This is a genomic window from Lampropedia cohaerens, from assembly GCF_001005215.1.
Lineage (GTDB): Bacteria > Pseudomonadota > Gammaproteobacteria > Burkholderiales > Burkholderiaceae_C > Lampropedia > Lampropedia cohaerens.
Map to the genome: position 1 here is coordinate 1 of NZ_LBNQ01000009.1, position 26,068 is coordinate 26,068.

A 26,068-nucleotide genomic window follows, 5' to 3' on the forward strand; every position below is an offset into this window, starting at 1 on the left:
GACCCGCGCACGGGGCAAGAGAAGACGCAGGTAGCCGTGATGTTCAACGGCATCTTCAACGACATCCAGGCCTCGGCGAAATATGCGGTGCAAAACTACATAGGGCAGCAATCGGAGCCTGGAGGGCAAGTGGACACCCGGCTGTATGAAAACATCCACCTGATCAACAACCCGCCGGCGGCCAGCACGCTGGGCGAGAACATGGTGGCGGTCTACCAGAAGATGCTCGAAGGGCTGGTGGGAGAGCCGGGCAACTCGACAGAACAGGCCGTGGAGCTGGGAGAACAATACGGCCAGCAAGGGCTGTTCATGGGCGCGCACAGCCGAGGCAGCCTGACGGTGGCCAACGCGCTGGGCGAGCTGCAGCGCCGCCCCGGGGCCCAAGGAGTGCTCAAGGAGACGGACATCAAGATGGTAGGGCCGGCAGCCAACGTGGCCAACAGCGACAGGAAGTTCGGCCATTTGCAGGGGCAGGGCGAGACCGCACGGCACATCGTGCTGGAAAACAGCGCATTGGATTTTGTGGGATCGCTGATAGGGCTCAACCCGGCGACGGGAGACACCAACCTGAAGGGCAAGAGCTGGTGGAGCTACACGCTGGACATCTTCGGAGGAGACTCCTCAGCGCACAATTGCTATGGGTTTGGAAACATGCAGTGCCAATATGATGGTTATAGAAGCGAAGATGGTCAGTTAATCATGCACCCCGGCCAAACCATCCCGGAGCTGTTGCAGAGGAAGAAGATGGATTAATGGCCGCAGAGCAGATGGTGGCCGGGAGAAATTGATGAAAGGGCAAGGAGAGAAGATGCGCAAGGTGATGACGGTGGCGGCGCTGATAGTGGCGACGGCCACATTGGTGGGATGTGGTTTCAAGGGCTTCAAGCCGGTCAAAGACGAGATGGCGAATTGGCGGCTGAAGAGAGAATTCAATCCTTACAGTATTTTAACAAAGGAGGGATTTAATGCTTATGTGCAAAAACAGCTTGACGACTTCAATGAGTGCGGGATTGATCCAGTGGATGGGTTAACAGATGCGCGGCATGATTTGGCAGAAGGTTATCTGTGCATTGAGAATAAAGGTTGGTATGAAGATGCCGGACCTATTTGCACGCAGCATTGGCTATTCGATAAACCGGCCTGTGTAGAGTGGCGCAAGGAGCGAGGACTGGAGCACATGCCCAAGCCGGAGTGGAAGTGAGTGCTGCTGCGCAGTTGTGCAAAGGAAAAAGAGCATGAAAAAAGCACTGATGGCGGCGCTGCTGATTGCAACGACGGCCACATTGGTGGGATGTGGCTTCAAGGGCTTCAAGCCGGTCAAGGACGAGATAGCGAATTAGCGACTGAAAGAAGAGTTCAATACATTTGATTTGTCCACAAATGAAGGATTTTTGCAACGTATACAAAAACAGCTTGACGACTTCAGGGAGTGCGGGATTGATCCGGTGTCAGGTAACCCGATAAATTCCTCATTTGATGAGGCAAGAAGTTATTTGTGTATAGAGGACAGGGGCTGGTATAACAGTGAGGGCCCGATTTGCATTCAGAGTTTTTACTTTGACAGGGCAGCCTGCGTAGAGTGGCGCAAGGAGAGGGGGCTGGAGCACATGCCCAAGCCGGAGTGGAAATAAGTAGCAGGACCAATTGCAAGCCAATTGGCTCAAGTGGAGGAGTCGCCATCTGCTTCAGTGCGGAAGCAGTGGAATTTAGTCACAGGTACAGGATGAGGCCATCATGTCCGGCGCGGACATGAAAATGGGTGGCCCCGCCGCCCATGTAGCCTCTACCGACCAGCGCTTTGTTGCGGTTGTGAGGCCAGGCAGGTGCCCTTCGACACATGGAGACAGCGAACAGCACGTTGGATTGTGTTGGGCCCGATCAGGGATGAAGCATTGTTGCGTTTTCCGTCACGTAGATGTCAAGCTGGCTTTACCTGTGGAAACATTTCGCCATCTGCGCGATAAGCGGGCTTTGCGTTGGGCGTACACCATTGCAGCGTATTGGTTACGGCTTAGGAGGGTGTCATGCAAGTGTTGAAGTGTTTGGCTGCGCGCATCGCGCGTTTGGCGATACCCGTGACGGTGGCGGCTGCTGCGTGCACTGTCATGCCTGCGCAGGCGCAGGGGGTGCAGTGGTCGATCGGGGTGCATTCCGGCGGGTATCGTACGCCGCCGGGTGTGGGGGTGCAGGTAGGCAACGGTTGGGGTAGGCCAGCGCGGCCCTGGGTTGCTCCACGCCCTGTGTATGTATTGCCGCCGCCGGTGTATGTTGCGCCAGCGCCGGTGTTTGTGGCACCGCCTGCCTTCCACCGCCCGCCGCCGCGCTATGGCCGCGGCTGGAAAGCACCGCATCGCCATGCTCCCCGCTGGCATGGGGGGCCGGTCCGCCATCGGCATTGATGGCTTGATGCGCGTCGCTGCAGATCGGCCTCAAGCCCGCGGGGGAGTCATCGGGCTGGGGGGAGGCACTGGCAGCAAAAGGGGTTGCACACGCTGCGGGAAGTAGCGGACGGGCCATTGCAGCAGCTGCTGCAGCAGAGCCCAGTCGAAGCCGGCGCCGGGGTCGTGTTTGCGCCCTGGTGCGATGTCTTCGTGACCGGCAATGTCAGCGATGGGGTAGTGCTGCGCCAGTGCCAGACATAGCCTGGCCAGCGCGGGATACTGCGCTGGCGCGAAGGCTTCATCTTCCAGGCCTTCCAACTCAATGCCGATGGAGTCATCGTTACGGGCGTGACGGCCCCGGTAGCAGGAGACACCGGCGTGCCAGGCGCGCTGTTCGGTATTGACGTATTGCTGCACGCTGCCGTCACGCCGGATCACGAAATGTGCAGAGACCTGCAGTCCACGGATGCTGCGATAGTACGGGTGTGCGTCCCAGTCCAGCGTGTTGGTGAACAGGCGCTCGATGGCGTCGCCGCCGTAGCAGCCCGGTGGCAGGCTGATGGAGTGCACGACGATCAGATCGATCACTGCGCCAGCGGGGCGGGCGTTGTGGTTGGGCGATGGCAGCCATAGCGCTTCACGATAGCGCCCCTGCACGAGGAGATCGTGCTCGGCAGCTGGCAGCGGGCCATTGTCATTCGCGGGCATCGGGTTCGGTCGGAATGTTCAGACGCTCGATGCGGTAGCGGATCTGCCGCAGGTTCAGCCCCAGCAGCGCTGCTGCGGCAGTGCGGTTGTAGCGTACGGCGCGCAGGGCGCGGATCAGTATGGCACGCTCCTGGGCGTCCAGCCATGCCTGCAGGTCGCTGGGCAACGGTTCGTCGTCGGCGCTGCGGTCAGGTGCACGCACGATCATGGCCGCGCCTGTTGGCTGCGCGCTGGCGGCAGTTGCGGGGGCTGCGGGTACGGGAGGTGGCACGGGCGGTGCCGGGCTGACCGCCATCGGGATCTGGATGGCGTAGCTTGTGCCGAATCCGGTTGCCGCAGGCGCGGTCGCTATCGCCGCAGCAGCGGTGGCTGGTGCAGGCGATGGCGCAGGCACCGGGGCCTGCGGCACCGGGCTGGCAGGCGAGTCGTCCTGCAGTGCGCTGGCGCGCAGTATGCCGTCCTCACTGAGCGCGACGGCGCGGTGCAGCAGGTTTTCCAGCTCGCGCACGTTGCCCGGGAAGGTGCGCGTAGCCAGGGCTTGCAGAAAGTCAGACTCAACGTGGATGGCGGCAAAGCCGGAGTCGGCAGCCAGCCGCGTCAGCAGCGCCTGAACCAGGTCGGGGAGATCCTGCAGCCGCTCGCGCAGCGGCGGGATGTGCAGCTCGATGACGTTGAGCCGGTAGTACAGGTCCTGGCGAAAGCGCCCCTGTTGGACTTCAGCGGCCAGATCGCGGTGGGTGGCACTGATCAGGCGCACGTCGACCAGTTCCTCCTGGGTGGAGCCGAGCGGGCGCACGCAGCGTTCCTGGATGGCGCGCAGCAGCTTGGTCTGCATGGCCAGCGGCAGATCCCCGATTTCATCCAGGAACAGGGTGCCGCCCTTGGCGGCCTGAAAGAAACCGATGCGGTCCTGCGTGGCGCCGGTGTAGGCGCCTTTTTTGGCCCCGAAGAATTCGGCCTCCAGCAGGTGCTCGGGAATGGCGCCGCAGTTGACTGCCACCAGCGGGCCCGCCGCGCGCTGGCTGTTGGCATGTACGGCGCGTGCCACCAGTTCCTTGCCCGTGCCGGATTCGCCATGGATATGCACGGGCGCCATGCTGCGCGCTACCTTGGCGATGCGCGCCTTGACGGCGCACATGGCCGGTGACTGTCCCACCAGGCGGACCAGTGCGGCGGCACCGGCGGCGGTGTCGTGGGGGGCAGGCTGGGCCGCATCGGCGCACGCGGCAGTCTGCGCCGCACGGTCCGCAGGCGTTGCCGGTGCGTGGACCGCAGCGGGGGAGCCATCGCCGGTCGGTGGGGCTGTAGCGATGGAGCTCGACATGGTGGCGGGGAGTCCCTGCAGGGCGGAGGCGACGACGGTGCGCAGCTGGCTCAGCTCGACCGGCTTGGCCAGATAGTCGAAGGCGCCAGCGCGCAGTGCCTCGACGGCGTTTTCGGCAGAGCCGTAGGCAGTGACGACGATGCAGCGCTCGGGCCGACCCGCCGCCTGCAGTTCCAGCAGCAGCTCCATGCCCTGGCCATCGGGCAGGCGCATGTCAGTGAGTACCACGTCAAAACGCGCCTGCAGCTTCTGGCGCGCCTGGGCGACGGTCTCGGCCGATTCCACCCGGTAGCCTTCGCGCATCAGCGTCAGCTCGTAGAGCAGGCGCAGATCGGGTTCGTCGTCGACGACGAGGATGGCGGCATTGGTCTCGGACATGGCCCGATTATCGGAGCTTTGCCGTCTGGCTGGGCGGGAGGCTGCCTTGAGCGGCGTGGCGGTGCCCCGGCCTGGTCGGTCACACGTCGATGGCCTGGGCCGAGCCGACCTGCCTGCGCAGTTCGAATTTCTGGATCTTGCCGGTGCTCGTCTTGGGCAGCGGCCCGAACACGACTGCGCGCGGGACCTTGAAGCCCGCCAGATACTTCTTGCAGTGCGCGACGATGTCTTCGGCGGACAGGTCAGTGCCTTCCTTGAGTTCGACGAAGGCGCAGGGCGTCTCGCCCCATTTGGGGTCGGGCTTGGCCACCACGGCTGCGGCCAGCACGGCTGGATGGCGGTAGAGCACGTCCTCGACCTCGATGGAGGAGATGTTCTCGCCGCCGGAGATGATGATGTCCTTGCTGCGGTCCTTGATCTTGATGTAGCCGTCCGGGTATTGCACGGCCAGATCGCCGGTGTGGAACCAGCCGCCGGCAAAGGCCTTGTCGGTGGCTTCGGGGTTCTTGAGGTAGCCCTTCATCACGATGTTGCCGCGGAACATGATCTCGCCGATGGTCTCGCCGTCCCAAGGCACGGGCTGCATGGTTTCGGGGTCGAGCACGCGGGCGTCTTCCTGCAGGTGCGTGCGCACACCCTGGCTGGCGTTGCGCTGGGCGCGCTCGCCGATGGCAAGTGCTTGCCATGCGGCATGTTTGGCGCAGACCGTGGCGGGGCCGTAGACTTCGGTCAGCCCGTATACGTGGGTGAGGTCGAAGCCCAGTGCTTCCATGCCTTCGATCATTGAGGCCGGTGGCGCGGCGCCGGCTACCATGGCCTTGATGCCGGTCGGCAGATCCCGTTTGAGTTCGGCAGGGGCGTTGATGAGCAGGCTGTGCACGATCGGTGCGCCGCAGTAATGTGTGACGCCATGCGTGCGCATGGCGGTGAATACCGCCTCGGCATCTACGCGACGCAGGCAGACGTTGACGCCGGCACGCGCGGCCATCACCCACGGAAAGCACCAGCCGTTGCAGTGGAACATGGGCAGCGTCCAGAGGTAGACCGGGTGCTTGGGCATGTCCCATTCGAGAATCATCGACAGGGTGTTGAGCGCCGCGCCGCGGTGGTGGTAGACCACGCCCTTGGGGTCTCCCGTGGTGCCACTGGTGTAGTTCAGCGCGATGGCGTCCCATTCATCGCTCGGGCGCTGCCATTCGAACGCGGCGTCGCCGCCAGCGAGAAATGTCTCGTAGTCGATGCTGCCTTCGAGTGCGGCAGCGGCCGGACCGTACAGTTCGTCCGTGATGGTGATGATTGTGCGCAGATGGTTGCTCCTGCGCAGCGGCAGTGCCTGCGCGATGAGGCGCGCGAATTCGGGGTCGACGATCAGCGCCTTGGCCTCGCCGTGGTCGAGCATGAAGGCGATGGTCTGCGGATCAAGCCGGGTATTGAGCGTGTTGAGCACCGCGCCTGCCATTGGCACGCCGAAATGGGCTTCGACCATCGGCGGGGTATTGGGCAGGATGACGGCAACGGTGTCGTTCTTGCCGATGCCGGCGTTGTGCAGCGCGCTGGCGAGCTGGCGACAGCGGGCATAGGTTTCGCGCCAGTTGCGTTGCAGGCTGCCGTGCACAATGGCCAATCGTTCCGGGTAGACCTCGGCGCTGCGGCGGATGAAATCCAGCGGCGTCAGCGCGGAGTGATTGGCAAGGGTGCGATCGAGATGCTGATCGTAGGCGCTCATGGGTTGTCTCCTTGTTCTGGTCGGGGGTATTCGGTGGGACCCGTCTGCGTGCCGGGTCCTGCTGGCGCAAGCAAGGCTTTGCACGGCCTGCTTTGGCAGTGCCCCTTGACGCCGCCGCGCCCAGCGCAGCGATGTACTGGGCGGTTGTGGGACCGCAAAGGCACTTGCACGAACGTGCATTGTGGCGTTGCCGCCTGGCGCGCGCGATTGGCCAAAGGTCGTAGGCACCCTTGCAGCGCAGCAACGCGGCGTATGAGCGAAACGGACGCGCGTACTCAGTGCAGATCGCCGTCCACGTAAAACCATTGCTGGTGCTCGCAGACAAACCGGCTGGTTTCATGCAGGCGATGTGCGCGTCCGGTAGCGTCGCGCACGCGGGCGACGAATTCGACTTCGCTGCGCGTGGCATCCAGCAGGCTGTGGCGGCGCACCTGCAGGCCCAGCCAGCGGTCGCCAGCGTCCAGCGTCACGGTTGCCGGACGTGTGCTGGCGTGCCAGGTCGCCAGCAAGTAATCGATGTGTCCGAGCACAAAGGCGGTGTAGCGCGAGCGCATGAGCGCTTCGGCATCGGGTGCGGGCTGCGCGGTCTGACCGATGCCCAGCCAGCGGCCGCAGCAGGCGTGCAACGCCATGGTCATCACGCGTTTGCCGCGCAACTCGGTGCGGCCGCACGGGCAGGCGGCAGGGGTGAGGCCCGCGCCTGTCATGCGGGCAAACCCCACAGGTAGCGCACGAGGTGAAAGAAGATGGGCGCAGCAAAGCACAGCGAGTCGAGTCGGTCGAGCATGCCGCCATGACCTTCGATCATGGTGCCCCAGTCCTTGACGCCGCGGTCGCGCTTGATGGCCGACATCACCAGTCCACCGGCAAAGCCCATGAGGTTGACCACCAACGCCATCCAGAATGCGTCCACCAGGTCAAACGGTGTGATCCAGTACAGCGCCGCGCCCAGCAGCGAGGCCAGGGTAACGCCGCCAATCAGACCCTCCCATGTCTTGGAGGGAGACAGTGCCGGCGCCACCTTGCGCCTGCCAAACAGCTTGCCGCAAATGTACTGGAGCACGTCCGAGCCTTGCACTACCAGCACCAGCCAGGCGATCAACAGCAGGTTGCGGCCTTCGTAATCGGCGATGGGGATGAGCACCAGCGCGGGAATGGTGGAGATGCAGTAGATCGCAATCATCACGCCCCATTGCGTGGATGCGGCGCGTTCCAGAAAGCGCGTGGTGTCGCCGCCTAGCGCCGCGAAGATCGGCAGCAGCAGAAAGCCGTAGACGGGCAGGAAGATGGCGAGCATGCCGTACCAGCCAGTCAGGATGAAGAAGTACTGCAGCGGCAAGGCGATATAGAAGGCCGCCAGCAAGGCAAAGTAGTCGCTGCGCCGCGTCGGGGTGAGCGTGAGGAATTCGCGCAGCGCATAGAAGGAGATGCCCAGAAACAGCACGATCACCGCTACGCGCCCCAGCGCAAACGCCACGCCCAGCACCAGAATCATCACCCACCAGGCCTTGATGCGGGCATTGAGGTTGTCGATCACTGCATGAGGCGCAAAGCCCACACGCGCCTTCAGCGCGAAGCCAACAAGAGAGGCGAGCACCATCAGCCCGCCGATGATGGCCGAAAGCATCAAGGTTTCGCGCGTCATGCCTGCACCTCCACGGCCTGCGACAGATCAATCAGCGCCTGGCGGGCGCGTGCGAGAAAGGCAGCTTTGTCCTCGCCGTCCTGCACGGCAATCGGTGCGCCAAAGCTGACTGTGCACAGCAGCGGCAGGGGAATCCATGCGCCCTTGGGCATGACACGGTTGAGGTTGCCCAGCCACACCGGCACGATCTCCACGTCGGGATAGGCCCTGGCCAGATGGTAGAGCCCGCTCTTGAATGGCAGCAGCTCATCGTGCAGGTTGCGTGTGCCCTCGGGAAAGAGGATGAGCGAGTCGCCCGCATCCAGTGCCTGGCGCAGCGGTACAAGCGCGTCTGCGCGAGAAGGCGCTGAAGCCTGTTCAGCACTGGAGTCACCCTCTGGTGCGGCCGCAGCGGCAGCGGCACTTGCTTGCTGGGCAGCAACGCCGTCCTGCCCGGATTTGCCACTGCCGGAGCGGTCCACCAGAACGCCACGAAACACGCGGTGGATGATGAACTGGCGCAGCAGCCCCTTGGACCAGTAATCAGCGCCGGCAACCGGGCGCGTGCGCTGGCGCAGCAGCGGCGGCAGCGAGGCCCACAGCAGCACGAAGTCGCTGTGGCTGGAGTGGTTGGCGTAGTAGATGCGCTGGCGTGGCACGGGCGCACAGCCGAGCCAGACGCTGCGCGCTCCGGTCAGCGCCTTGGCCACGCCGGTGATCGCCATGGCCGCCGCACGCGCAAGCACGGAAGAAGAAGTGGACGGTGTCATCAGAGAGGATCCGCGTTGAAGGTGTCGCAGGCGTTGGGATCCCCGGTCTGCAGGCCCCGCATGAACCAGCGCTGGCGCTGCGCGCTGCTGCCGTGGGTGAAAGTCTCGGGACGTGCGGTGCGCCCGGCAGAGCGCTGGATCTGGTCATCCCCGACCGCCGCGGCAGCATTCATGGCTGCCTCAATGTCGCCGTTTTCCAGAATCTGGCGCTGGCGCTGGGCGTGGTGGCCCCATACGCCGGCATAACAGTCCGCCTGCAGTTCCAGCCGCACGCTCAACTGGTTGTATTCCTGCTGGCTGATACGCCCGCGTAACTGGTCGAGCTTGGTGGTCGTGCCCTGCAGGCGCTGAACGTGGTGGCCCACCTCGTGCGCGACCACATAGGCCTGGGCAAATTCGCCGGTGGCCCCCATGCGGGCGAGCTGGTCGAAAAAGCGCTCGTCGAGATAGACAGTCTGGTCAGCCGGGCAGTAGAACGGCCCCATTTCCGCTTGGCCGATGCCACAACCGGTCTGCGTGGCATCGCGGTAGAGCACCATGCGCGGCTCCTGGTAGTTGGTATACAAGCTGTTCCACACGTCCTCGGTATCGGCCAGTACCGTGGCAAAGAACTGCCCGGTCTCATCGGAGGGAGGGCCGCTGACCGCCGTTGACTGGGGCGGCGCGCTGCCCGGCATGCCCTGCAGCAGGCCAAGGACGGTCATCGGGTTGATGCCGAAAATCCAGCCTGCCACCACGGCAACGAGGATGGCGCCAATGCCAACGCCGCGTCCTCCTACCGCTCGACTGGCGCGGCGATCCTGCAGATTGCGGGACTGGCGGTTTCCTTCCCATCGCATGATTTCCTCCCAGAGCTCACATTGGATCCGAAGTGTAAGCGCCAGCGGCGCTGCGAGTGACGGCTGCGCTATGCTTGGTCGTCATGTCCAACCGGTTTTCACGCACGAATATCTTCGCTATATGACAGACAAGACCGCAACGATCTACCACAACAGCCGCTGCAGCACGTCGCGCAAAGCGCTTCAGTTGTTGCGCGAACACGGCTACGCGCCGCACATCGTCGAATACCTCAAGACCCCGCTGACGCGCCAGCAGCTTGCAGCGCTGATTGCCGCTGCGGGCCTGGAGGTACGCGAGGCCGTGCGTACGAAGGAGCCACTTTATGCGGAGCTGGACCTTGCCGATGCCAGCGATGAGGTACTGCTGGATACCATCGCCGAGCATCCGATCCTGCTTAACCGCCCGTTCGTGGTGACGGAAAAAGGCACGATGCTGGCGCGGCCGCTCGAAGCGCTGCAGGCCATCCTTTGAGGTGCTATTCGTGCCAGGGCCAAGCCTTGCTGAGAGCCTGTTTGCGAACGTTCCAGAAGGTTTTTAGTAGGTGATGCGCACCGTGTAGTCCAGCGCTGCCTGGCCTTCCGCCGGCACCTCGATCTGCCATTGCGCGAGGTGGGCGGTCGGTTTGCTGTGCGGATGGCTTTCTTGCAGAATCTCCCAGCGGCCGGGGATGGGCTCGACCACCTTGATGGTGGCCGGTACGTCCTTGGCGTTGCGCAGTTCGATGCGGAAGGCCATTTCGTAGACGTTGTCGGATATCTTCTTGCTGTCGGTGTGCTTCCAGGTGCCGTTCAGGTCGAAGGCGCTGCCGAGCTTGAGGCGCACTTGCTCATCCTTGGCCGTGTGGTCGATGCGGTCTTCACCGACAAACAGGGCGCGCTGCTGGCTGTCGTCCTTGTAGACGCGCACGATGCCCTTGGGCAGGGGTACGCCCAGATCGCCGTCCTTGTTGTCGAACTCGACGAAAACATCCACCTTGCGCTTGTCGCCCAGCTCGGGGCTGCTGCCGCCGTCCCGCAGGTTGTAGTACCAATGCTGCGCGCCCTGCATGCGGTACTCCTTGCGCACGGGCACTGATTTTGCCGACAGCAGTGCAACCTGCTTGGTCTGGTTGTCGGCGATGGTGGTGGGCCGAGGCAGGGTGTAGAGGTGGTACTCGAACAGCCCTTCCTGCTGCAGTGGCGCGGCAGCGGGCATGGCCATCTCGGCAGCCATGCTGCGCATGACCTTGACATCGGGCGCGGCACGGCCCACGTCGCCGGCGACCAGCTGCAGCCTGGCGTTCTCGTAGCTGGCGCCGCTCTGGTTGGTCAGCGTCACCCAGCCGGCCAGGTCCAGGGTACTTTCATCCTGCGAGAGGGTGGCAACGTAATCGGCCTTCCAGCCAAGCCCCCCTGTGAGATAGGACAGGTCGACGTTACGGGTGCCTGCATCCGCAGCTTCCAGCGTGACCACCAGTGTCGGACGGTCGCGCAGATTTGCCGGAACGCCATCGAACGCCAGGCGCGTGCCAGCGGGCAGGCCGGTTTCGATGCGGTCAGCGTACTGCAGGATAGGCCCGTCGTTATTGGCCAGCAAGGTGGCCTGTTCACGCGTTTCCTTGCCGGTAGCCGGATTGGTGTGGATGGTCGTCACGCTGCGTCCGACGTATTTGTCCAGCAGCGCATGGCTGCTGAGCAGGTCGAAGTCGAAGTTCTGTTCCAGCAGTGTCAGCGCTGCGCCGTCGAGCGCGCGTAGGCTGGCCGTCTCCGGCATGATCTGCGCGGAAACTTCCTTGAGTGCAATGTGGTTGAGACCCTGGCGCAGGGGCAGGCGCCGTTCCTCCCGCACGAGTGCCAGGGACTCGTTGTAGATCGTCACGGCAATGGCTTCGCGGTCGGCGGCACCGCTGCTGGTTTCAGCGTCGGCGGCGGCGGAAACGGGCTGCGCACACAGGGTGGACAGGGCGGCGGCCAGGCAGGCGAGGCGAAAGGGGTGGGTCATAGCGGGCATGGGTTGAGGCATTGAAGATGAGTCAGTAACGTTCAGGCCGCATGCTGCGTTTACGCAGTGGGCTACGGACTTGTTGTACTGTCGAGGCGGTGCATGGCGAGGTCAGACGGCGCCGCAAACCAATCTTGCGCCTGAGCGGCCCGTTCTGACCGAGCGCTGTCGTGCCTGAAGAGATGCAAGTCGGTGCGCCGATCAGTGCAGATCGGGGGCAAGGGCCGGCATGGCCACCCTCTGCAACCCGAGCTCGGGATGCAAGATGGCCAGCCGCTGGACGTGTGCCAGCAGTGAGTAACGGGCCACGGGCCAGAGCGCCTGCGGCGTATCGGCGTAAGCGTGGGCAAGCCACTCCTCCACTGTACCGTCGGGTCGGCTCTCGATGGCGGCCAACACCCTGGCCTCGCGTCCCAGACGGTGGGCCTTGAGTTGCGCGATCACGCCCCGCGCATCGGCCAGCACATGGCCGTGCGCTGGCAGGATGCATGCCACCGCATGCGCGGCGCAGGTGGCATCCAGGGTATCCAGTGCGTCGAGGTAGTCCTGCATGCTGCCATCAGGGGGCAGCACCACCGAGGTGCTGCCCCCGAGGATGTGGTCACCGGAGAACAGCAGCGCATCTTCCACAAGCAGAAAGCACAGGTGGTTGGCCGCGTGTCCCGGCGTGTGGATGGCGCGCAACGTGTATGTCTGCCCCGCCCCCATGACCCGAATCTCGTCGCCGGTGCGCAGCGCAAGCTGCGGCGTGAAGCGACTGTCAGGCCGGGCATGCGGGCCGCTTGCCATGCCGGCAATGCGCGGTGCGGCCTGCCCGGCCTGCTGTACCAGCTGCTGCAGGGGCCAAGCTCCTGGGGCGTGGTCCGGGTGCGAGTGGGTGCAGACAATGTGGCGCACGTCTCCCCCGGTGGCAAGGAGGATGCGCTGCAAGTGCAGAGGCTCGTCGGGCCCGGGGTCGAGCACGATGAAGCCGCTGGCGCGATCACCGATCAGATAGGTGTTGGTGCCTGGGCCGGTCATGATGCCCGCATTGGGGGCGGTCAGGCGCTGCAGGTGCGCAAGCAGTGGTACCGGTTGTGTGTGCTGCCACTCGGCGGCGTTGTGACGCAGCAGGCTGGCGCCACGCATCCGCGGCGGGTTGATCGGGGCGTCGTCATGCTCCATGTTGCAGACCTCCTTGCGTTGCCGGCAAATTGTGCCGCGGCATAAGACGGCGCAAACGCTGGGCGCTTAAGCAGGCTCCCAGCGCTTCATGGGTTTGCGCAGGCGGGTGTTGCGGCGCACCAATGTGGCATGGGGCATGCGTGGTCGGGCCTTGCCGAGGCTTCGCCCGTCCGACGGATCAGCGGGCCTGGCGTACCACGGCGGCGTCGATGGCCTGCTGGTCGAACTGGCGCTTGATGTTGGCCGCGTCGCTGCTGCTGTTGAAGGGGCCCACGCGCACCCGGTAGATGGTCTGGCCGTTCTGCTCGCGGCTGGTGATGCGCGCATCCCAGCCATTCATGGCCAGCCGGGCGCGCTGGGCATCGGCGTCACTTTGCGAGCGGAAGGCCCCGGCCTGCACGAAATAGATGTAGGGGTCGGCCTGCGCTGGAGGCGGAGTGACAGCGGCGGGGGCCGGTCGACTGCCTACCTGTGCGGCCAGTTCGCCGAGTGGATCTGTGCCAGTGGTGGGCGGTGCGACGGTGACCACTTCGGACGGAGGTTCCGGCTCCACAGGGGGCGCTGCGTCCTGAGTAGGGGCGGCAGGCAGCTGCGGCTGACTGTAGGTCTGCGTGGTGGCCTGACCGTCGCGCTGTGGCGAGAGCGCCGCGTTCGGGTTCCAGGTCCGGTTGCGCTCCTGCTCGGTGGTATCGAGTGCCGAGGGGCGCGTGTTGGCCTCGGTGTTGAGAAACGGCACGGGCATGCGCGAGATGTACAGGGCCACGGCGATGCACACCGCGAAACCGATGATCAGGCCAATGAGGATGCCGGCAAGCGTGCCGCCGCGCTGGGAGGAGCCGGCCTTGCGCCGGGGAGTTCGTTTTGCCATGGCCTGCATTCTCACATACGCTCGGGGGCGCTGACACCCAGGATTGCCAGACCGTTGCGCAGCACCTGTGCGGTGGCAGCAATCAGCGCCAGGCGGGCCAGCTTCACCGGCTCCTCATCCACCAGGATGCGTTCGGCATCGTAGTAGCTGTGGTAGCTGGCGGCCAGCTCGCGCAGGTAGAAACTCACGTCGTGCGGCGCGAAGTCGCGTGCGGCGCCGCTGAGCATCTCCGGATAGCGGGCCAGCTGCAGCAGCAAGGTCTGCGCGGCAGGGCTTGCCAGCGGGGTCAGATCGACCTGTGGCAGCCGTGCAACATCGCCGCCCCAGTCGCGCAGAATCTTGCAAATGCGCGCGTGCGCATACTGCACGTAGTAGACCGGGTTGTCGTTGTTCTGCGCAACGGCCAGATCAACGTCAAACGTGTACTCGGTATCGGGCTTGCGACTGAGCAGGAAGAAGCGCACCGCATCCTTGCTGGTCCATTCGATCAGGTCGCGCAGCGTCACGTAGCTGCCCGCGCGCTTGCTGATCTTGACTTCCTCGCCGCCGCGCACCACCCGTACCATGGTGTGCAGCACGTAGTCCGGGTAGCCCTGCGGAATGCCCACGCCGGCGGCCTGCAGGCCGGCGCGCACACGCGCGATCGTACCGTGGTGATCGGTGCCCTGGATGTTGATGGCCTTGCGAAAACCCCGCTCCCACTTGGCGATGTGGTAGGCCACATCCGGCACGAAGTAGGTGTAGGTGCCATCCTGCTTGCGCATGACGCGGTCCTTGTCGTCGCCGTACTCCGTGGTCCTGAGCCACAGCGCGCCATCCTGTTCGTAAGTCTTGCCCTGGTCGATGAGGCGCTGCACGGTCTGCGCCACCCGGCCGCTCTCGTACAGGCTCGACTCCAGATAGTACTGGTCGAACGTCAGGTTGAAGGCGCGCAAGTCCTTGTCCTGCTCGTTGCGCAGGTAGGCGACGGCGAACTGGCGCACGTTGTCGTAGTCGTCCACATCGCCGCTGGCGGTGAAGCTGCGGTCATCGGCCTGGACGGTCTTGCGGGCCAGGAAGTCCTCGGCGATGTCCTGAATGTAGTCGCCGTTGTAGGCCGACTCGGGCCAGGCGGCATCGCCCGGCTTGAGGCCCTTGGCGCGTGCCTGCACGCTCTTGGTGAGCGTGTCGATCTGCACGCCTGCGTCGTTGTAATAGAACTCGCGGTGTACCTGCCAGCCCTGCGTGGCCAGCAGGTTGCAGATGGCGTCGCCCAGCGCCGCCTGGCGGCCATGGCCGACATGCAGCGGCCCGGTGGGGTTGGCCGAGACGAATTCGACAATCACCTTCTCGCCGTGCTCCGGTTGCTGACCGTAGCCGTCCGCAGCGCCGAGAACCTCGCGCACGACCTGCTGCTTGGCCTCGGGCTTGAGGCGCAGGTTGAGAAAGCCTGGGCCGGCCAGTTCCACGGCGCTGACCCATTGCTGGTAGGTGGGCAGGGCCTCCAGCCGGGCCTTGATCTGCTCGCCCAGCGCACGCGGATTCTGCTTCAGCGGCTTGGCCAGCTGCATGGCTGCGGTGATGGCCAGATCGCCATGTTCGGGTTGGCGCGGCTGTTCGAAAGCCGCCTTCTCCCCCATGCCAGGGGCGATGCTCTCCAGGGTCTGGGCCAGGCCCTGGAGCAATTGCTGTTTGATTTTCAACATGGCGCGATTTTAGGCGAGGGGCCTGCCCAAAAGTGGCAGCACCGCGAGGAAACAGCGCGTATCAATGCGCCAGGTGCAGGCCGCACTCGCGGTGTTCCTCGCCCTTGGTGGGGTCGACGTAGTCGAAGTTGTTGGGTAGATCGTGGGCCACGAGGTATTCGTGCAGCTGCTTGGCGCTCCAGTGCAACAGCGGCGCGACCTTGAGGAGGCCGTCGGGGTTGACGCTGACGGGATCCATCTGCGCGCGCACCGCAGTGTCGCTGGCGCGTAGTGCGGTGAACCAGACCTGTGGCGCCATCTCCCGCAGGGCGCGGGCAAAGGGCTCGAGCTTGACTTCTTCGGTGAAGGCCGCGTGGCGCGGATCGTCCAGCGCGGGCGTGGGCCCGTCGACCGCCTCGCGGTGCGCGCGCGAGCGCCGTGGCAGGTAGATGTGCAGGTTGAGTTGCAGCCTGCGGGTGAGTTCGTCGGCGTAGCGGTAGGTCGCTTCGGTGTTGTAGCCATTGTCCATCCAGACGATGGGGATGTCCGGCTGCACCCGCGTGACTATGTGCAGGATCACGGCCTCGAATGGGCGGAAGTTGGTGGTGCAGATGGCCTTCTTGTCGAGGCTGAGTGCCCAGCGCACGAGGGACTGGGCGTCATGGCCGTATTCGGCATTGATGGCGGCGAGATCGAGAGACATGGCAGGGTGTGGCAGGAGATCGGGAAGTGAAAGGGAGGTCACTGGCGAATTTCGCCATCGCCGAGGACGACGTATTTCAGCGATGTCAGCCCTTCGACACCAACGGGGCCGCGCGCATGGAACTTGTCGGTGCTGATGCCGATCTCGGCGCCGAGACCGTACTCGAAGCCATCGGCAAAGCGCGTGCTGGCATTGACCATGACGCTGGCGGAATCGACTTCGCGCAGGAAGCGCTGGGCGTGGCGGTGGTCGGTGGTGATGATGGCATCGGTATGGTGGCTGCCATAGGTGTTGATGTGCGCAATGGCCTCGTCCAGGCCGGCCACGAGCTTGATGCTGATGATGGGGGCGAGGTATTCGGTGTGCCAGTCCTGTTCGGTGGCCGGCACAACGTGCGCGCCTGCGATCTGTACCAGCGGCGCGGCCTCATCCGTGACGCGCATCTCCACGCCCTTGTCGGCATAGACACGGGCGATCTGTGGCAGAAATGCCGCCGCCACGCCGCGCGCGACCAAGAGCGTCTCCGTCGCGTTGCAGGGGCTGTACTTTTGCGTCTTAGCGTTGTCGGCGATCACCACGGCCTGAGCGAGATCGCAGGGGTCGTCCACGTAGGTGTGGCAAATGCCGTCCAGATGCTTGATGACCGGAACCTTGGCTTCCCGGCTGATGCGCTCGATCAGGCCGCGGCCTCCGCGCGGAATCACCACATCCACGTACTCCGGCATGGTGATCAGATATCCAACGGCGGCGCGCTCGGTGGTGGGCACCAGCTGCACACCATCCTGCGGCAGGCCGGCATGCTGCAGGGCTTGGCGTACCAGCGCCGCCAGCGCCTTGTTCGATTCGATGGCTTCGGAGCCGCCTCGGAGGATGCAGGCATTGCCGCTCTTGATGGCCAGGCTGGCGGCCTCGATGGTGACGTTGGGGCGGCTCTCGTAGATCATGCCGAACACGCCAAGCGGGACCCGCATCTGGCCCACCCGTATGCCACTGGGACGCTGGCGCAGGCCGATGATTTCGCCGATGACATCGGGCATGTCGGCCAGCTGCTCGCAGCCCTGCGCGGCAGTTTCCAGCGCTTTGTCTGTCAGTCGCAGGCGGTCGACCATCGGTGCTGCCAGTCCGCTGGCAATGGCGCGCTCGACATCCTTGGCATTGTCAGCCTGCAGGCTGGCTGACTGCTCGCGCAGCAGGCGCGCCAGTGCGCGCAGCGCCAATGCTTTCTCGTGTGTGCTGGCAACGGCCATGCGGTGGCTGGCACTGCGCGCCTGCGCGCCCAGCGCGTGCATGGTGGCTTCGACGGTCATGGTGTTCATGGCGTCATTCTGCCAAAACGGGCGGCATGCCGTGCGTGAGAGGCAGCGCTGCTGCGGGCCCGCAAGGGGTGCAGTCGTGTTGTAAAAACGTCAAAGATAGGGGGCTTCGCCGAGCGCAGTCGATGGGCGGGCTGCCTGTGCACGGCAGTGGCCCTAAGGGTGCTCGGCATAGAATGGCGGACTTTGTGGAAAATCCGCCTGGCGGCGCGGCTGCATCAGGCTGCGGCGCACCGGCATGGAGGAAGAACGCGCATGGCAGGACATAGCAAGTGGGCAAACATTCAGCATCGCAAGGGCCGGCAGGATGAAAAGCGTGGCCGCATCTGGACGCGTCTGATCCGCGAAATCATCGTGGCAGCGCGTGCCGGCGGTGGCGATCCCGCGACCAATCCGCGCCTGCGCCTGGCCGTGGACAAGGCCAAGGCGGCGAACATGCCGGCCGATACCATCAAACGCAACATCGACAAGGCCACCGGCAACCTCGAGGGCGTGAGCTACGAGGAAATCCGCTACGAGGGCTACGGCATTGGCGGCGCAGCGATCATCGTCGACACCATGACGGACAATCGCCAGCGCACCGTGGCCGAAGTGCGCCATGCCTTCAGCAAGTGGGGCGGCAACATGGGCACCGAGGGCTCGGTGGCATTTCAGTTCAGGCGCGTGGGCCAGTTTGTCTTCGCGCCTGGCACCGATGAGGACAAGGTCATGGAAGTGGCGCTGGAAGCTGGCGCCATCGACGTGATCAGCGGCGACGACGGCTCCATCGAGGTGTTGACCGAACCGGCGGATTTCGAGGCCGTACAGGCTGCGTTGGAGGCGGCCGGACTCAAGGCCGAAGTGGCCGAGGTCTCGATGCGCGCAGACAACACCATCGAACTCGAAGGCGAGGACGCCGAGCGCATGCAGAAGCTGCTGGACGTGCTCGAGGACCTCGATGACGTGCAGGCCATCTACCACAACGCGGAGCTGTGACGGTGCACGTGGCATGACATGAGTTGTTTCAACGATTTATTCAACGGATACACGATGCCGCACAACGCGGTGCATGCAATATGAAAGTCCTAGTCATTGGGGGTGGAGGCCGTGAGCACGCGCTGGCCTGGAAGCTGGCGCAGTCGCCGCGCGTTACGCAGGTGTTCGTGGCGCCGGGCAATGGCGGCACGGCACGCGACCGCAGGCTGCAGAACGTCGACGTGACCGATCCTGCCGCCCTGCGCGAATGGGCACAGGCCGAACAGATCGCGTTGACGGTGGTTGGGCCGGAGGCGCCGCTGGCAGCGGGCGTGGTCGACGAGTTTCGTGCCCACGGCCTGCGCATCTTCGGGCCCACCAGGGCGGCCGCGCAGCTGGAGAGCTCCAAGGCCTTTTCCAAGCAGTTCATGCAGCGTCATGGCATTCCGACCGCGGCGTTTGACACCTTCACCGATGCGGCAGCAGCCAAGGCCTTCATCGACAAGCTGGGCGCGCCCATTGTCGTCAAGGCCGATGGCTTGGCGGCCGGCAAGGGCGTGGTGGTGGCAGAGACCGTCGAACAGGCCTACCAGGCGGTCGACGACATGCTGCTGGACAATCGCTATGGTGCCTTGCACAACGAGGGCCAGGCGCGGGTGGTGATCGAGGAATTTCTCAGCGGCGAGGAAGCCAGCTTCATCGTCCTCTCCGATGGCAAGAATGTGCTGCCACTGGCCACCAGCCAGGATCACAAGCGACTGTTGGATGGCGACAAGGGCCCCAACACGGGCGGCATGGGCGCTTATTCGCCTGCGCCGGTGGTCACCGCCGATGTGCACGCCAGAGTGATGCGCGAGATCATCGTGCCGACCGTGCGTGGCATGGAGCGCGACGGCGTCCCCTACACCGGTTTCCTGTATGCCGGGTTGATGATCGACTCGGCGGGACAGCCGCGGACGCTGGAATTCAATTGCCGCATGGGCGACCCGGAGACCCAACCAATCCTGATGCGCCTCAAGAGCGATCTGTTCGAAGTACTCAGTGCTGCCGTCGATGGCAAGCTCGATCAGGTTGAACTGCAGTGGGACCGGCGCGTGGCGCTGGGGGTGGTGATGGCCGCGCATGGCTACCCCGAGTCGCCGCGCAAGGGGGACGTGATCCATGATCTGCCGCCTGACAGCGATGACGCCATGGTGTTCCATGCAGGAACCGTGCAGGACGGTGACGCCATCAAGACCAGTGGCGGGCGCGTGCTGTGCGTCACTGCGCTGGGCGACAACGTCAAACAGGCGCAGCAGCGCGCCTACGAAGTGGCCAGCAAGGTGCACTTCGACGGCGAGCAATACCGCAAGGACATCGGTTATCGCGCCATCAGAAACTGATGCCGAGGAATGTTTTCAAATTTCAGGAAATTCTGAAAATTCGGGGCGATCTGTAGGATAATTGCCATCCAGGAGTTCCGGCTTGCGGGCGTCCTTGCAACGCGTGGACCGCTGCCGGTACGCGGTTTTGATGGCATGACAGAAAGCTTTCCCCATGACGCAAGTGCAACATCCTTCAGCGCCGGTACGTGACTGGCTGATCGGCCTCCAATCCAGCATCATTGATGCCTTGCAGCAGCTGGAGATCGAGGCCGGCAGCACGGCCCGGTTCATCCGCGACCCCTGGCAGAAGTCCGGCAACGAGCCGCTGCAGGGCGATGGCATCACCTGCATCATCGAGGGCGGCAAGGTATTCGAGCGTGCTGGCTGCGGTTTCTCGCACGTGCGGGGGCCGGCCCTGCCGCCTTCGGCCACCGAGCGCCGTCCCGAGCTGGCCGGCGCGCCATTCGAGGCAATGGGGGTGTCGCTGGTGTTTCATCCGCTCAACCCCTACGTGCCGACGGTGCACATGAATGTGCGCATGCTCACCGCCACGCCAGCTGGTGGCGCACCGGTCAGCTGGTTTGGCGGTGGCATGGACTTGACCCCCTATTACGCCTACGAAGAGGATGCGCGCCACTTCCACCAGGTCTGCCGCGACAGCCTGGCACCCTTTGGCGAGGACAAGTATCCGCGCTACAAGGCTTGGTGCGATGAGTATTTTTGCCTGCGCCACCGCGGCGAGCAGCGCGGCATCGGCGGCATCTTTTACGATGACGTATCGGAGCTGGGCTTCGAGCAGGGCTTTGCAATGATGCAATCGGTGGGCGGCCACTTCCTGGATGCCTACCTGCCCATCGTGCGCAGGCGCAAGGACGAACCCTGGGGTGAGCGCGAGCGCGACTTCCAGCGTTACCGGCGTGGCCGCTACGTGGAATTCAATCTGGTGTTTGACCGCGGTACCCATTTCGGGCTGCAGTCAGGCGGGCGCACGGAGTCGATCCTGCTGTCCATGCCGCCGCATGCGACATGGGCTTATCAGCGTACGTTCGAGCCCGGGTCGCGCGAAGCGGAGCTGACCGAACGCTTTCTGGTGCGTCGTGACTGGCTGTAGCGATCTGCGCGTGTTCGCAATGGAGGAGCGGCTGCGTTAAACTGGCCGCGCTTTCGTCGCTCAACCATCACATTGCATGAAAACCACCAGCGAGACCGCCGCAAAACGCCAGATCACCCAGCTCCAGACCGCCATTATTGAGGGTCTGGAGGACATCAAGGCCGTCGACATCCAGGTATTCGATACGACCGAACTCTCGCCACTGTTTGAACGGGTCATCATCGCCTCGGCCAATTCCTCGCGCCAGACCAGGGCGCTTGCTGCCAGCGTACGCGACAAGGTCAGGGATGCCGGTTTCGACAAGCCGCGCATGGAGGGCGAGGACAACGGCGAGTGGGTGATTGTCGACTGTGGCACGGTCGTGGCACACATCATGCAGCCGACCATCCGGGCCTATTACCGCCTGGAAGAGATCTGGGGCGATAAGCCAGTGCGCAAGCCCGCGGTGCGCAAGAAAGCGGCTGCGGTCAGTGCCGACGCAGATGGCGGTGGCGCCGCAGCTGCGCAGACCGCCAAGCCAGCGGTCAAGCGACCTGCCAAGGCCGCTGCGAAGAAGGCGGCCGCCCCATCAACGTCGGCCAAAGCGGCGGGGAGCAAGCCCGTAGCGGCGAAAAAGACGGCGAAGACGGTGGCGGTCAAGGCATCTGCTGCTGCGAAGAAGGCGCCCGCACGCAAGACTGCCGCCAAAAACGCGGCTGGCTGATTCAGCCGCTGCTGCGCCGCGCGGCGCCTGAGAAACAGTCCTTCGCAGTTGGTCACTCAAAGCACTCTGCCACCGCGAAGGCTTGGGCACGTGCATCCTTTTCAGAAATGATCGGGTCCCCGTCGATCTGGGGCCAGTCGATCGCGAGCTGGGGATCATTCCAGGCGATGCTGCGCTCATGCTCGGGTGCGTAATAGTCGGTAGTCTTGTAGAGAAAATCGACAATCTCCGACAGCGCCAGAAAACCGTGCGCGAACCCGGGCGGAATCCATAGCTGTTCTGCGCCGGTGTCGGTCAGCAGGGCGCTGGTCCATTGGCCAAAGGTGGACGAGCTGCGCCGCAGGTCGACGGCCACGTCGAAGGCCTGGCCGCGCGCCACACGCACCAGCTTGCCCTGGGGCTGTCGGATCTGGTAGTGCAGGCCGCGCAGCACGCCGTAGCGGCTGCGGCTGTGGTTATCCTGCACGAACTGCACGGCAGTGCCCACAGCCTGTTCGAATGCGCGCTGGTTATAGCTTTCGCTGAAGAAGCCCCGGGCATCACCAAATACGCGGGGTTTGAGCAGCAGCACATCGGGGATCGGGCTAGCGATGATGTCCATGGTCAGGGCAGTTCTCTGGGATGTTGCAGCAGGCGTTCGAGGTAGGCACCGTAGCCGCTCTTGCACAGTGGCGCGGCCAGGCGCAGCAACTGGGCATCGTCAATCAGTCCACGGCGCCATGCGATTTCCTCCGGGCAGGCAATTTTCAGGCCCTGGCGCAGCTCCAGCGTTGCAATGAACTGCGACGCCTGCAGCAGGCTCTCGTGGGTGCCCGTATCCAGCCAGGCAAAGCCGCGGCCCATCAGCTCGACATGCAGCTGTTGCTGCTGCAGGTACAGGCGGTTCAGGTCGGTGATTTCCAGCTCGCCGCGCGCTGATGGCCGCAGTGTCCTGGCCAGCTCCACGACCTGAGAGTCGTAGAAATACAGCCCCGTGACCGCATAGCTGGACTTGGGGGCGGTGGGCTTTTCCTCCAGCGACAGCACCTGTCCGTGCGCGTCGAACTCGACCACGCCGTAGCGCTGCGGGTCCTGCACATGGTAGGCAAACACGGTCGCGCCGAATGTGCGCGTCTGTGCGGCAGCCAGCCGCGCTGGCAGGTCGTGCCCGTAGAAGATGTTGTCTCCCAGAACCAGCGCGCAGGGCTGGCTGGCCAGAAAACGCTCGCCGATCAGAAACGCCTGGGCAAGGCCATCGGGCGATGGCTGTGCGGCATACGAGAGGTTCAGCCCCCACTGGCTGCCGTCGCCGAGCAGGCTTTGAAAGCGTGGCAGGTCCAGCGGGGTGCTGATGATGAGAATATCCACGATGCCCGCGAGCATCAGCGTGCTCAAGGGGTAGTAAATCATCGGCTTGTCATAGACCGGCAGCAGTTGTTTGCTCAGCGCCAGCGTAGCCGGATGCAGCCGGGTGCCGGAGCCGCCGGCGAGGACAATGCCCTTGCGATGCTTGGGGGTCATAAGGCGTGAGTGGGACGGAAGGTGTATGGCCAACGGGTATGTTATGTTATGACGCTACGCTGGCATGCCCACGCGGGCGTGTTCGTTCTCTAGAACCTGTTCATGACCATGTTTTCGACAAGATTTTCTGCTGCGGTGTGTTCGGCCCTGATTGCGGCTGGCGGCCTTTCCGCCTGCGCACCTCTGGTCGTGGGCGGCGCGGCGGTGGCCACGTCGGTTGCCATTGACCGCCGCACTGCCGGAGCCCAGCTGGATGACCAGGCCATTCAGATCAAGGTGCGCACGGCGCTCAACGAGCATCTGCCTGCACCGCACCATATCAGCATCAACAGCTACAACCGCCAGGTGCTGCTGACCGGGGAGGTTGCCAGCGAGGCCATGCGCGCGCAGGCCACGGAGCTGGCACGCCAGGCGGACAACGTGCGCGCCGTGTTCAATGAAACCGTGATTGCTCCGCCCAGCAGCTTCTCCGAGCGCGCCAACGATACGTGGATCACCAGCCAGATACGCAGCCAGCTCCTGCTGGCTGACGATTTGCCCAGCAAGTCGCTGCAGATTACCACCGAGCGAGGCACCGTCTACCTGCAGGGGCTTGTGACCCAGCGCGAGGCGCAGAGGGTCACGGAGCTCGTCAGAGCGGTCAGCGGTGTCGAGAAGGTGGTGCGGCTATTCGAATACATTTCCGAAGAGGAACTGAACAAGACGCTGGCCGAGCGCGAGGCGCGCAACGTGCCCATGCCTCCCATGGGGGAGCAGAGTCTGTGAGGCAGGCAGCGGAGGTATCTGCTGGTGTTACTGCGGCTTTAGCGCCTGGCGCATCTCACGGATCACCTGCGCGTAGTCCGGGGCGTTGAAGATCGCACTGCCGGCCACGAAAGTGTCGGCACCTGCATCGGCGATGCGTCGGATGTTGTCGGCCTTCACGCCGCCGTCGATCTCCAGGCGAATGTCCTTGCCGCATGCATCGATGCGCGCGCGCGCCTGCGCCACCTTGCGCAGGGCCGCGTCGATGAAGCGCTGCCCGCCAAAGCCCGGGTTGACGCTCATGATCAGAATCAGATCAATGTCCTCGATCACCCAGTCCAGCACATCCAGCGATTCGGCCGGATTGAACACCAGACCGACCTGGCAACCCTTGGCCTTGATCGCCTGGATGCTGCGGTGCACGTGGGCGCTGGCATCGGGGTGAAAGCTGATGAGATCCGCACCGGCATCGGCGAACGCTGCGGCCAGCGCGTCGACCGGGGAAACCATCAGATGCACGTCAATGGGTACCGGCGAGCCATCGTCCTTGCGCGCGTGCGGGCGCAGAGCCTGGCAGACCATCGGCCCGAAGGTCAGGTTAGGCACGTAATGGTTGTCCATCACATCGAAATGGATCCAGTCGGCGCCAGCGGCAATGACGTTGCGGACCTCCTCGCCAAGGCGGGCGAAGTCGGCGGAGAGGATCGAGGGGGCGATTCGGTAGTGCTTGTGCATGGCGCGATTGTCGCAAAGTTTGCCCTCGCCGCGGCGGGCACGAGCGGATGCGGGATTCCTGGCGCTACCATGTGCGGATGAGCGAAAACACTTTCCATGTCGATGTGCGGGCCCAGTATCTGCCGCAGCAGTCCAACCCGGCGCAGCGCGAGTGGCGCTTTGCCTACCGTATCCGCATTGCCAACCATGGTACGGAGGCGGCGCAGCTCATCGCACGCTTCTGGCGCATTGAGGACGCGGACGGCCATGTCGAGCAGGTGCGGGGACTGGGCGTGGTGGGCGAGCAGCCGCTGCTGCAGCCCGGCGAGCATTACGAGTACACCAGTGGCTGTCAGCTGCGTACCCCAACCGGCACGATGCAGGGCCACTACCTGTGCGTGACGGCGCAGGGCGAGCCGTTTGAATGCCCGATCGAGCCCTTTGTGCTCAGCGCCGACGTATGCAGTGCGGCCGACATTCTTCACGCGGTGGGCACCACGCGCGTTCTGCACTGATGGCTGCAGCAGGGCAGATGCACCATGGGTGAATTCGAACTGATTGCCCGCCATTTCGCCGAGCCGGCCAGGGCGTTGGCGACCCCTGCGGTTGCCGTGGGCATTGGCGATGACTGCGCCGTACTGCAGCCCGCACCTGGGGCGCAATTGCTGGTGTCCTGCGATGTGCTGGTAGAAGGGCGGCACTTCGTGCCCGGCACCGATGCCTATCGACTGGGGCATAAATGCCTGGCCGTCAGCCTCAGTGATCTGGCCGCCTGTGGCGCGGCTCCGCTGGGCTTTGTTCTGTCGCTGACGCTGCCGCATGCCGACGAGGCGTGGCTGGCCGCCTTCTCCAAAGGCATGCTGGCACTGGCGCGTGCCAGCGACTGTCCGTTGGTGGGAGGAGATACTGCCAAGGGTCCTTTGGCAATCAACGTGACAGTATTTGGGCAGATCCCGCAGGGTCAGGCCCTGTTGCGCAGCGGCGCCAGGGTTGGGCACGATGTGTTTGTGACAGGTGCCATCGGTGAAGCACGCGCGGGCCTGCAGTTGTTGCAGCAGCGCTGGTCGCTAGCTAACGAGGCGCTGTGCGCCCACCTGCTCAGGCGTCTGGAAGCGCCCACTCCAAGGCTGGCAGTGGGACACCACCTGAGAGGCGTCGCCAGTAGCGCGATCGACCTGAGTGATGGCTTGTGCGGGGATATCGGACACATTCTCAAGGCCTCCGGCGTTGGCGCGCGCATTGATGGTGCGGCCCTGTTGCAGACAGCGCCGCGCCTGTGGATGGCCTCGGAGCTGGATGCCATGTCGGAAGCCGAACGCATTGCCTTTGCGATGGCGGGGGGCGACGACTATGAACTGCTGTTTACCGCCCACCCAGGGTTTCGCAGCTATCTGACGGAGCTGGGGCAGGAGCTAGGCGTGGCCATCACCCGCATTGGCGAAGTCACAGAGGGTGACGCGCTGATTGTGCAGGATGCACGGGGTGAGCCGGTGCCCCTGAGCGCGGCGTCGTTCGATCACTTTGCCTGAGGCGCG

General features: G+C 64.2%; 25 protein-coding genes and 1 pseudogene. 10 read left to right on the plus strand and 16 right to left on the minus strand.

Annotated elements, in window-relative coordinates:
• Both AAV94_RS15000 and AAV94_RS15005 read left to right on the plus strand, forming a co-directional pair.
• Positions 1–753: hypothetical protein (locus tag AAV94_RS15000; protein WP_046740430.1), on the plus strand; the 753-nt coding region annotated here is incomplete at its 5' end.
• 34 nt (positions 754–787) lie between these two features.
• Positions 788–1,201: an LptM family lipoprotein gene (locus tag AAV94_RS15005; RefSeq protein ID WP_197407977.1), complete on the plus strand. Its 414-nt coding sequence runs from the start codon at positions 788–790 to the stop codon at positions 1,199–1,201.
• 1,228 nt (positions 1,202–2,429) lie between these two features.
• Here the strand turns inward: AAV94_RS15005 and ampD are convergent.
• The 7 genes from ampD to ypfJ all read right to left on the minus strand — a co-directional run bounded on the left by ampD (position 2,430) and on the right by ypfJ (position 9,750).
• Positions 2,430–3,089 (minus strand): 1,6-anhydro-N-acetylmuramyl-L-alanine amidase AmpD, encoded by a 660-nt coding sequence (gene ampD / locus AAV94_RS00825; protein ID WP_046740431.1) that lies wholly within the window; start codon positions 3,087–3,089, stop codon positions 2,430–2,432.
• Positions 3,076–4,791 carry a sigma-54-dependent transcriptional regulator gene (locus AAV94_RS00830; protein ID WP_046740432.1) on the minus strand — a complete coding sequence of 572 codons (1,716 nt, stop codon included), beginning with the start codon at positions 4,789–4,791 and terminating at the stop codon, positions 3,076–3,078. The genes ampD and AAV94_RS00830 overlap by 14 nt, the downstream gene beginning before the upstream one ends.
• Before the next feature lie 79 nt (positions 4,792–4,870).
• The gene (locus tag AAV94_RS00835; protein WP_046740433.1) at positions 4,871–6,517 is read right to left on the minus strand and encodes an acyl-CoA synthetase; all 1,647 of its coding nucleotides are present in this window, start codon (positions 6,515–6,517) and stop codon (positions 4,871–4,873) included.
• Between the two features lie 275 nt (positions 6,518–6,792).
• Positions 6,793–7,149 carry a YchJ family protein gene (locus AAV94_RS00840; RefSeq protein ID WP_331396713.1) on the minus strand — a complete coding sequence of 119 codons (357 nt, stop codon included), beginning with the start codon at positions 7,147–7,149 and terminating at the stop codon, positions 6,793–6,795.
• Between the two features lie 71 nt (positions 7,150–7,220).
• Complete coding sequence (locus tag AAV94_RS00845; protein WP_046740435.1) at positions 7,221–8,162, minus strand: phosphatidate cytidylyltransferase; 942 nt, start codon at positions 8,160–8,162, stop codon at positions 7,221–7,223.
• A complete protein-coding gene (locus AAV94_RS00850; RefSeq protein ID WP_156167877.1) occupies positions 8,159–8,911 on the minus strand; it encodes a lysophospholipid acyltransferase family protein in 753 nt (250 codons plus the stop codon). Before AAV94_RS00850 ends, AAV94_RS00845 begins: the two co-directional genes overlap by 4 nt.
• Positions 8,911–9,750, minus strand: coding sequence for a KPN_02809 family neutral zinc metallopeptidase (gene ypfJ / locus AAV94_RS00855; RefSeq protein WP_046740436.1), 840 nt, complete (start codon positions 9,748–9,750; stop codon positions 8,911–8,913). The genes AAV94_RS00850 and ypfJ overlap by 1 nt, the downstream gene beginning before the upstream one ends.
• Before the next feature lie 121 nt (positions 9,751–9,871).
• On the opposite strand from ypfJ, the gene arsC reads away from it, so the two are divergent.
• A complete protein-coding gene (gene arsC / locus AAV94_RS00860; protein WP_046740437.1) occupies positions 9,872–10,222 on the plus strand; it encodes an arsenate reductase (glutaredoxin) in 351 nt (116 codons plus the stop codon).
• 63 nt (positions 10,223–10,285) lie between these two features.
• Here arsC and AAV94_RS00865 read toward each other — a convergent pair whose 3' ends face one another.
• The 6 genes and pseudogenes from AAV94_RS00865 to AAV94_RS00890 all read right to left on the minus strand — a co-directional run bounded on the left by AAV94_RS00865 (position 10,286) and on the right by AAV94_RS00890 (position 17,446).
• Positions 10,286–11,740: a DUF4139 domain-containing protein gene (locus tag AAV94_RS00865; RefSeq protein ID WP_046740438.1), complete on the minus strand. Its 1,455-nt coding sequence runs from the start codon at positions 11,738–11,740 to the stop codon at positions 10,286–10,288.
• A 192-nt stretch (positions 11,741–11,932) separates the two neighbouring features.
• Positions 11,933–12,823: pseudogene (locus tag AAV94_RS00870) on the minus strand (MBL fold metallo-hydrolase); the annotation flags it as partial.
• A gap of 250 nt (positions 12,824–13,073) precedes the next feature.
• A complete protein-coding gene (locus AAV94_RS00875; RefSeq protein WP_046740620.1) occupies positions 13,074–13,763 on the minus strand; it encodes an SPOR domain-containing protein in 690 nt (229 codons plus the stop codon).
• 11 nt (positions 13,764–13,774) lie between these two features.
• On the minus strand, positions 13,775–15,448 hold the full coding sequence (gene argS, locus AAV94_RS00880; protein WP_046740439.1) for an arginine--tRNA ligase: 1,674 nt from the start codon (positions 15,446–15,448) through the stop codon (positions 13,775–13,777).
• 61 nt (positions 15,449–15,509) lie between these two features.
• The gene (locus AAV94_RS00885; RefSeq protein ID WP_046740440.1) at positions 15,510–16,130 is read right to left on the minus strand and encodes a phosphoadenosine phosphosulfate reductase domain-containing protein; all 621 of its coding nucleotides are present in this window, start codon (positions 16,128–16,130) and stop codon (positions 15,510–15,512) included.
• A 38-nt stretch (positions 16,131–16,168) separates the two neighbouring features.
• Complete coding sequence (locus tag AAV94_RS00890) at positions 16,169–17,446, minus strand: glutamate-5-semialdehyde dehydrogenase (protein WP_046740441.1); 1,278 nt, start codon at positions 17,444–17,446, stop codon at positions 16,169–16,171.
• Between the two features lie 252 nt (positions 17,447–17,698).
• On the opposite strand from AAV94_RS00890, the gene AAV94_RS00895 reads away from it, so the two are divergent.
• The 4 genes from AAV94_RS00895 to rsfS all read left to right on the plus strand — a co-directional run bounded on the left by AAV94_RS00895 (position 17,699) and on the right by rsfS (position 21,575).
• The gene (locus tag AAV94_RS00895) at positions 17,699–18,418 is read left to right on the plus strand and encodes a YebC/PmpR family DNA-binding transcriptional regulator (RefSeq protein WP_046740442.1); all 720 of its coding nucleotides are present in this window, start codon (positions 17,699–17,701) and stop codon (positions 18,416–18,418) included.
• Positions 18,419–18,498: 80 nt separating this feature from the next.
• Positions 18,499–19,779 carry a phosphoribosylamine--glycine ligase gene (purD, locus tag AAV94_RS00900; RefSeq protein WP_046740443.1) on the plus strand — a complete coding sequence of 427 codons (1,281 nt, stop codon included), beginning with the start codon at positions 18,499–18,501 and terminating at the stop codon, positions 19,777–19,779.
• A 154-nt stretch (positions 19,780–19,933) separates the two neighbouring features.
• Positions 19,934–20,872 (plus strand): oxygen-dependent coproporphyrinogen oxidase, encoded by a 939-nt coding sequence (gene hemF / locus AAV94_RS00905; protein WP_046740444.1) that lies wholly within the window; start codon positions 19,934–19,936, stop codon positions 20,870–20,872.
• Between the two features lie 76 nt (positions 20,873–20,948).
• Positions 20,949–21,575, plus strand: a complete 627-nt coding sequence (gene rsfS, locus AAV94_RS00910) for a ribosome silencing factor (protein ID WP_046740445.1) — start codon at positions 20,949–20,951, stop codon at positions 21,573–21,575.
• 52 nt (positions 21,576–21,627) lie between these two features.
• Here the strand turns inward: rsfS and rfbC are convergent, their stop codons facing one another.
• Together rfbC and rfbA are read right to left on the minus strand one after the other, a co-directional pair.
• Positions 21,628–22,176: a dTDP-4-dehydrorhamnose 3,5-epimerase gene (gene rfbC / locus AAV94_RS00915; RefSeq protein WP_046740446.1), complete on the minus strand. Its 549-nt coding sequence runs from the start codon at positions 22,174–22,176 to the stop codon at positions 21,628–21,630.
• A 2-nt stretch (positions 22,177–22,178) separates the two neighbouring features.
• Complete coding sequence (gene rfbA, locus AAV94_RS00920; RefSeq protein ID WP_046740447.1) at positions 22,179–23,075, minus strand: glucose-1-phosphate thymidylyltransferase RfbA; 897 nt, start codon at positions 23,073–23,075, stop codon at positions 22,179–22,181.
• 108 nt (positions 23,076–23,183) lie between these two features.
• Between rfbA and AAV94_RS00925 the strand changes: the two genes are divergently transcribed.
• On the plus strand, positions 23,184–23,840 hold the full coding sequence (locus AAV94_RS00925) for a BON domain-containing protein (protein WP_084824673.1): 657 nt from the start codon (positions 23,184–23,186) through the stop codon (positions 23,838–23,840).
• Between the two features lie 27 nt (positions 23,841–23,867).
• Here AAV94_RS00925 and rpe read toward each other — a convergent pair whose 3' ends face one another.
• Positions 23,868–24,554, minus strand: a complete 687-nt coding sequence (rpe, locus tag AAV94_RS00930; protein WP_046740449.1) for a ribulose-phosphate 3-epimerase — start codon at positions 24,552–24,554, stop codon at positions 23,868–23,870.
• Positions 24,555–24,631: 77 nt separating this feature from the next.
• Between rpe and apaG the strand changes: the two genes are divergently transcribed.
• Positions 24,632–25,048 (plus strand): Co2+/Mg2+ efflux protein ApaG, encoded by a 417-nt coding sequence (apaG, locus tag AAV94_RS00935; RefSeq protein WP_046740621.1) that lies wholly within the window; start codon positions 24,632–24,634, stop codon positions 25,046–25,048.
• 24 nt (positions 25,049–25,072) lie between these two features.
• Positions 25,073–26,062, plus strand: coding sequence for a thiamine-phosphate kinase (gene thiL, locus AAV94_RS00940; protein WP_046740450.1), 990 nt, complete (start codon positions 25,073–25,075; stop codon positions 26,060–26,062).
• Positions 26,063–26,068: the final 6 nt, after the last annotated feature.

Coding starts and splice junctions, on each gene's coding strand:
- AAV94_RS15005 (WP_197407977.1), top strand. CDS start 788: ATGAAAGGGCAAGGAGAGAAGATGCGCAAGGTGATGACGGTGGCGGCG.
- ampD (WP_046740431.1), bottom strand. CDS start 3,089: ATGCCCGCGAATGACAATGGCCCGCTGCCAGCTGCCGAGCACGATCTC.
- AAV94_RS00830 (WP_046740432.1), bottom strand. CDS start 4,791: ATGTCCGAGACCAATGCCGCCATCCTCGTCGTCGACGACGAACCCGAT.
- AAV94_RS00835 (WP_046740433.1), bottom strand. CDS start 6,517: ATGAGCGCCTACGATCAGCATCTCGATCGCACCCTTGCCAATCACTCC.
- AAV94_RS00840 (WP_331396713.1), bottom strand. CDS start 7,149: ATGGCGTTGCACGCCTGCTGCGGCCGCTGGCTGGGCATCGGTCAGACC.
- AAV94_RS00845 (WP_046740435.1), bottom strand. CDS start 8,162: ATGACGCGCGAAACCTTGATGCTTTCGGCCATCATCGGCGGGCTGATG.
- AAV94_RS00850 (WP_156167877.1), bottom strand. CDS start 8,911: ATGACACCGTCCACTTCTTCTTCCGTGCTTGCGCGTGCGGCGGCCATG.
- ypfJ (WP_046740436.1), bottom strand. CDS start 9,750: ATGCGATGGGAAGGAAACCGCCAGTCCCGCAATCTGCAGGATCGCCGC.
- arsC (WP_046740437.1), top strand. CDS start 9,872: ATGACAGACAAGACCGCAACGATCTACCACAACAGCCGCTGCAGCACG.
- AAV94_RS00865 (WP_046740438.1), bottom strand. CDS start 11,740: ATGCCCGCTATGACCCACCCCTTTCGCCTCGCCTGCCTGGCCGCCGCC.
- AAV94_RS00875 (WP_046740620.1), bottom strand. CDS start 13,763: ATGGCAAAACGAACTCCCCGGCGCAAGGCCGGCTCCTCCCAGCGCGGC.
- argS (WP_046740439.1), bottom strand. CDS start 15,448: ATGTTGAAAATCAAACAGCAATTGCTCCAGGGCCTGGCCCAGACCCTG.
- AAV94_RS00885 (WP_046740440.1), bottom strand. CDS start 16,130: ATGTCTCTCGATCTCGCCGCCATCAATGCCGAATACGGCCATGACGCC.
- AAV94_RS00890 (WP_046740441.1), bottom strand. CDS start 17,446: ATGAACACCATGACCGTCGAAGCCACCATGCACGCGCTGGGCGCGCAG.
- AAV94_RS00895 (WP_046740442.1), top strand. CDS start 17,699: ATGGCAGGACATAGCAAGTGGGCAAACATTCAGCATCGCAAGGGCCGG.
- purD (WP_046740443.1), top strand. CDS start 18,499: ATGAAAGTCCTAGTCATTGGGGGTGGAGGCCGTGAGCACGCGCTGGCC.
- hemF (WP_046740444.1), top strand. CDS start 19,934: ATGACGCAAGTGCAACATCCTTCAGCGCCGGTACGTGACTGGCTGATC.
- rsfS (WP_046740445.1), top strand. CDS start 20,949: ATGAAAACCACCAGCGAGACCGCCGCAAAACGCCAGATCACCCAGCTC.
- rfbC (WP_046740446.1), bottom strand. CDS start 22,176: ATGGACATCATCGCTAGCCCGATCCCCGATGTGCTGCTGCTCAAACCC.
- rfbA (WP_046740447.1), bottom strand. CDS start 23,075: ATGACCCCCAAGCATCGCAAGGGCATTGTCCTCGCCGGCGGCTCCGGC.
- AAV94_RS00925 (WP_084824673.1), top strand. CDS start 23,184: ATGTTTTCGACAAGATTTTCTGCTGCGGTGTGTTCGGCCCTGATTGCG.
- rpe (WP_046740449.1), bottom strand. CDS start 24,554: ATGCACAAGCACTACCGAATCGCCCCCTCGATCCTCTCCGCCGACTTC.
- apaG (WP_046740621.1), top strand. CDS start 24,632: ATGAGCGAAAACACTTTCCATGTCGATGTGCGGGCCCAGTATCTGCCG.
- thiL (WP_046740450.1), top strand. CDS start 25,073: ATGGGTGAATTCGAACTGATTGCCCGCCATTTCGCCGAGCCGGCCAGG.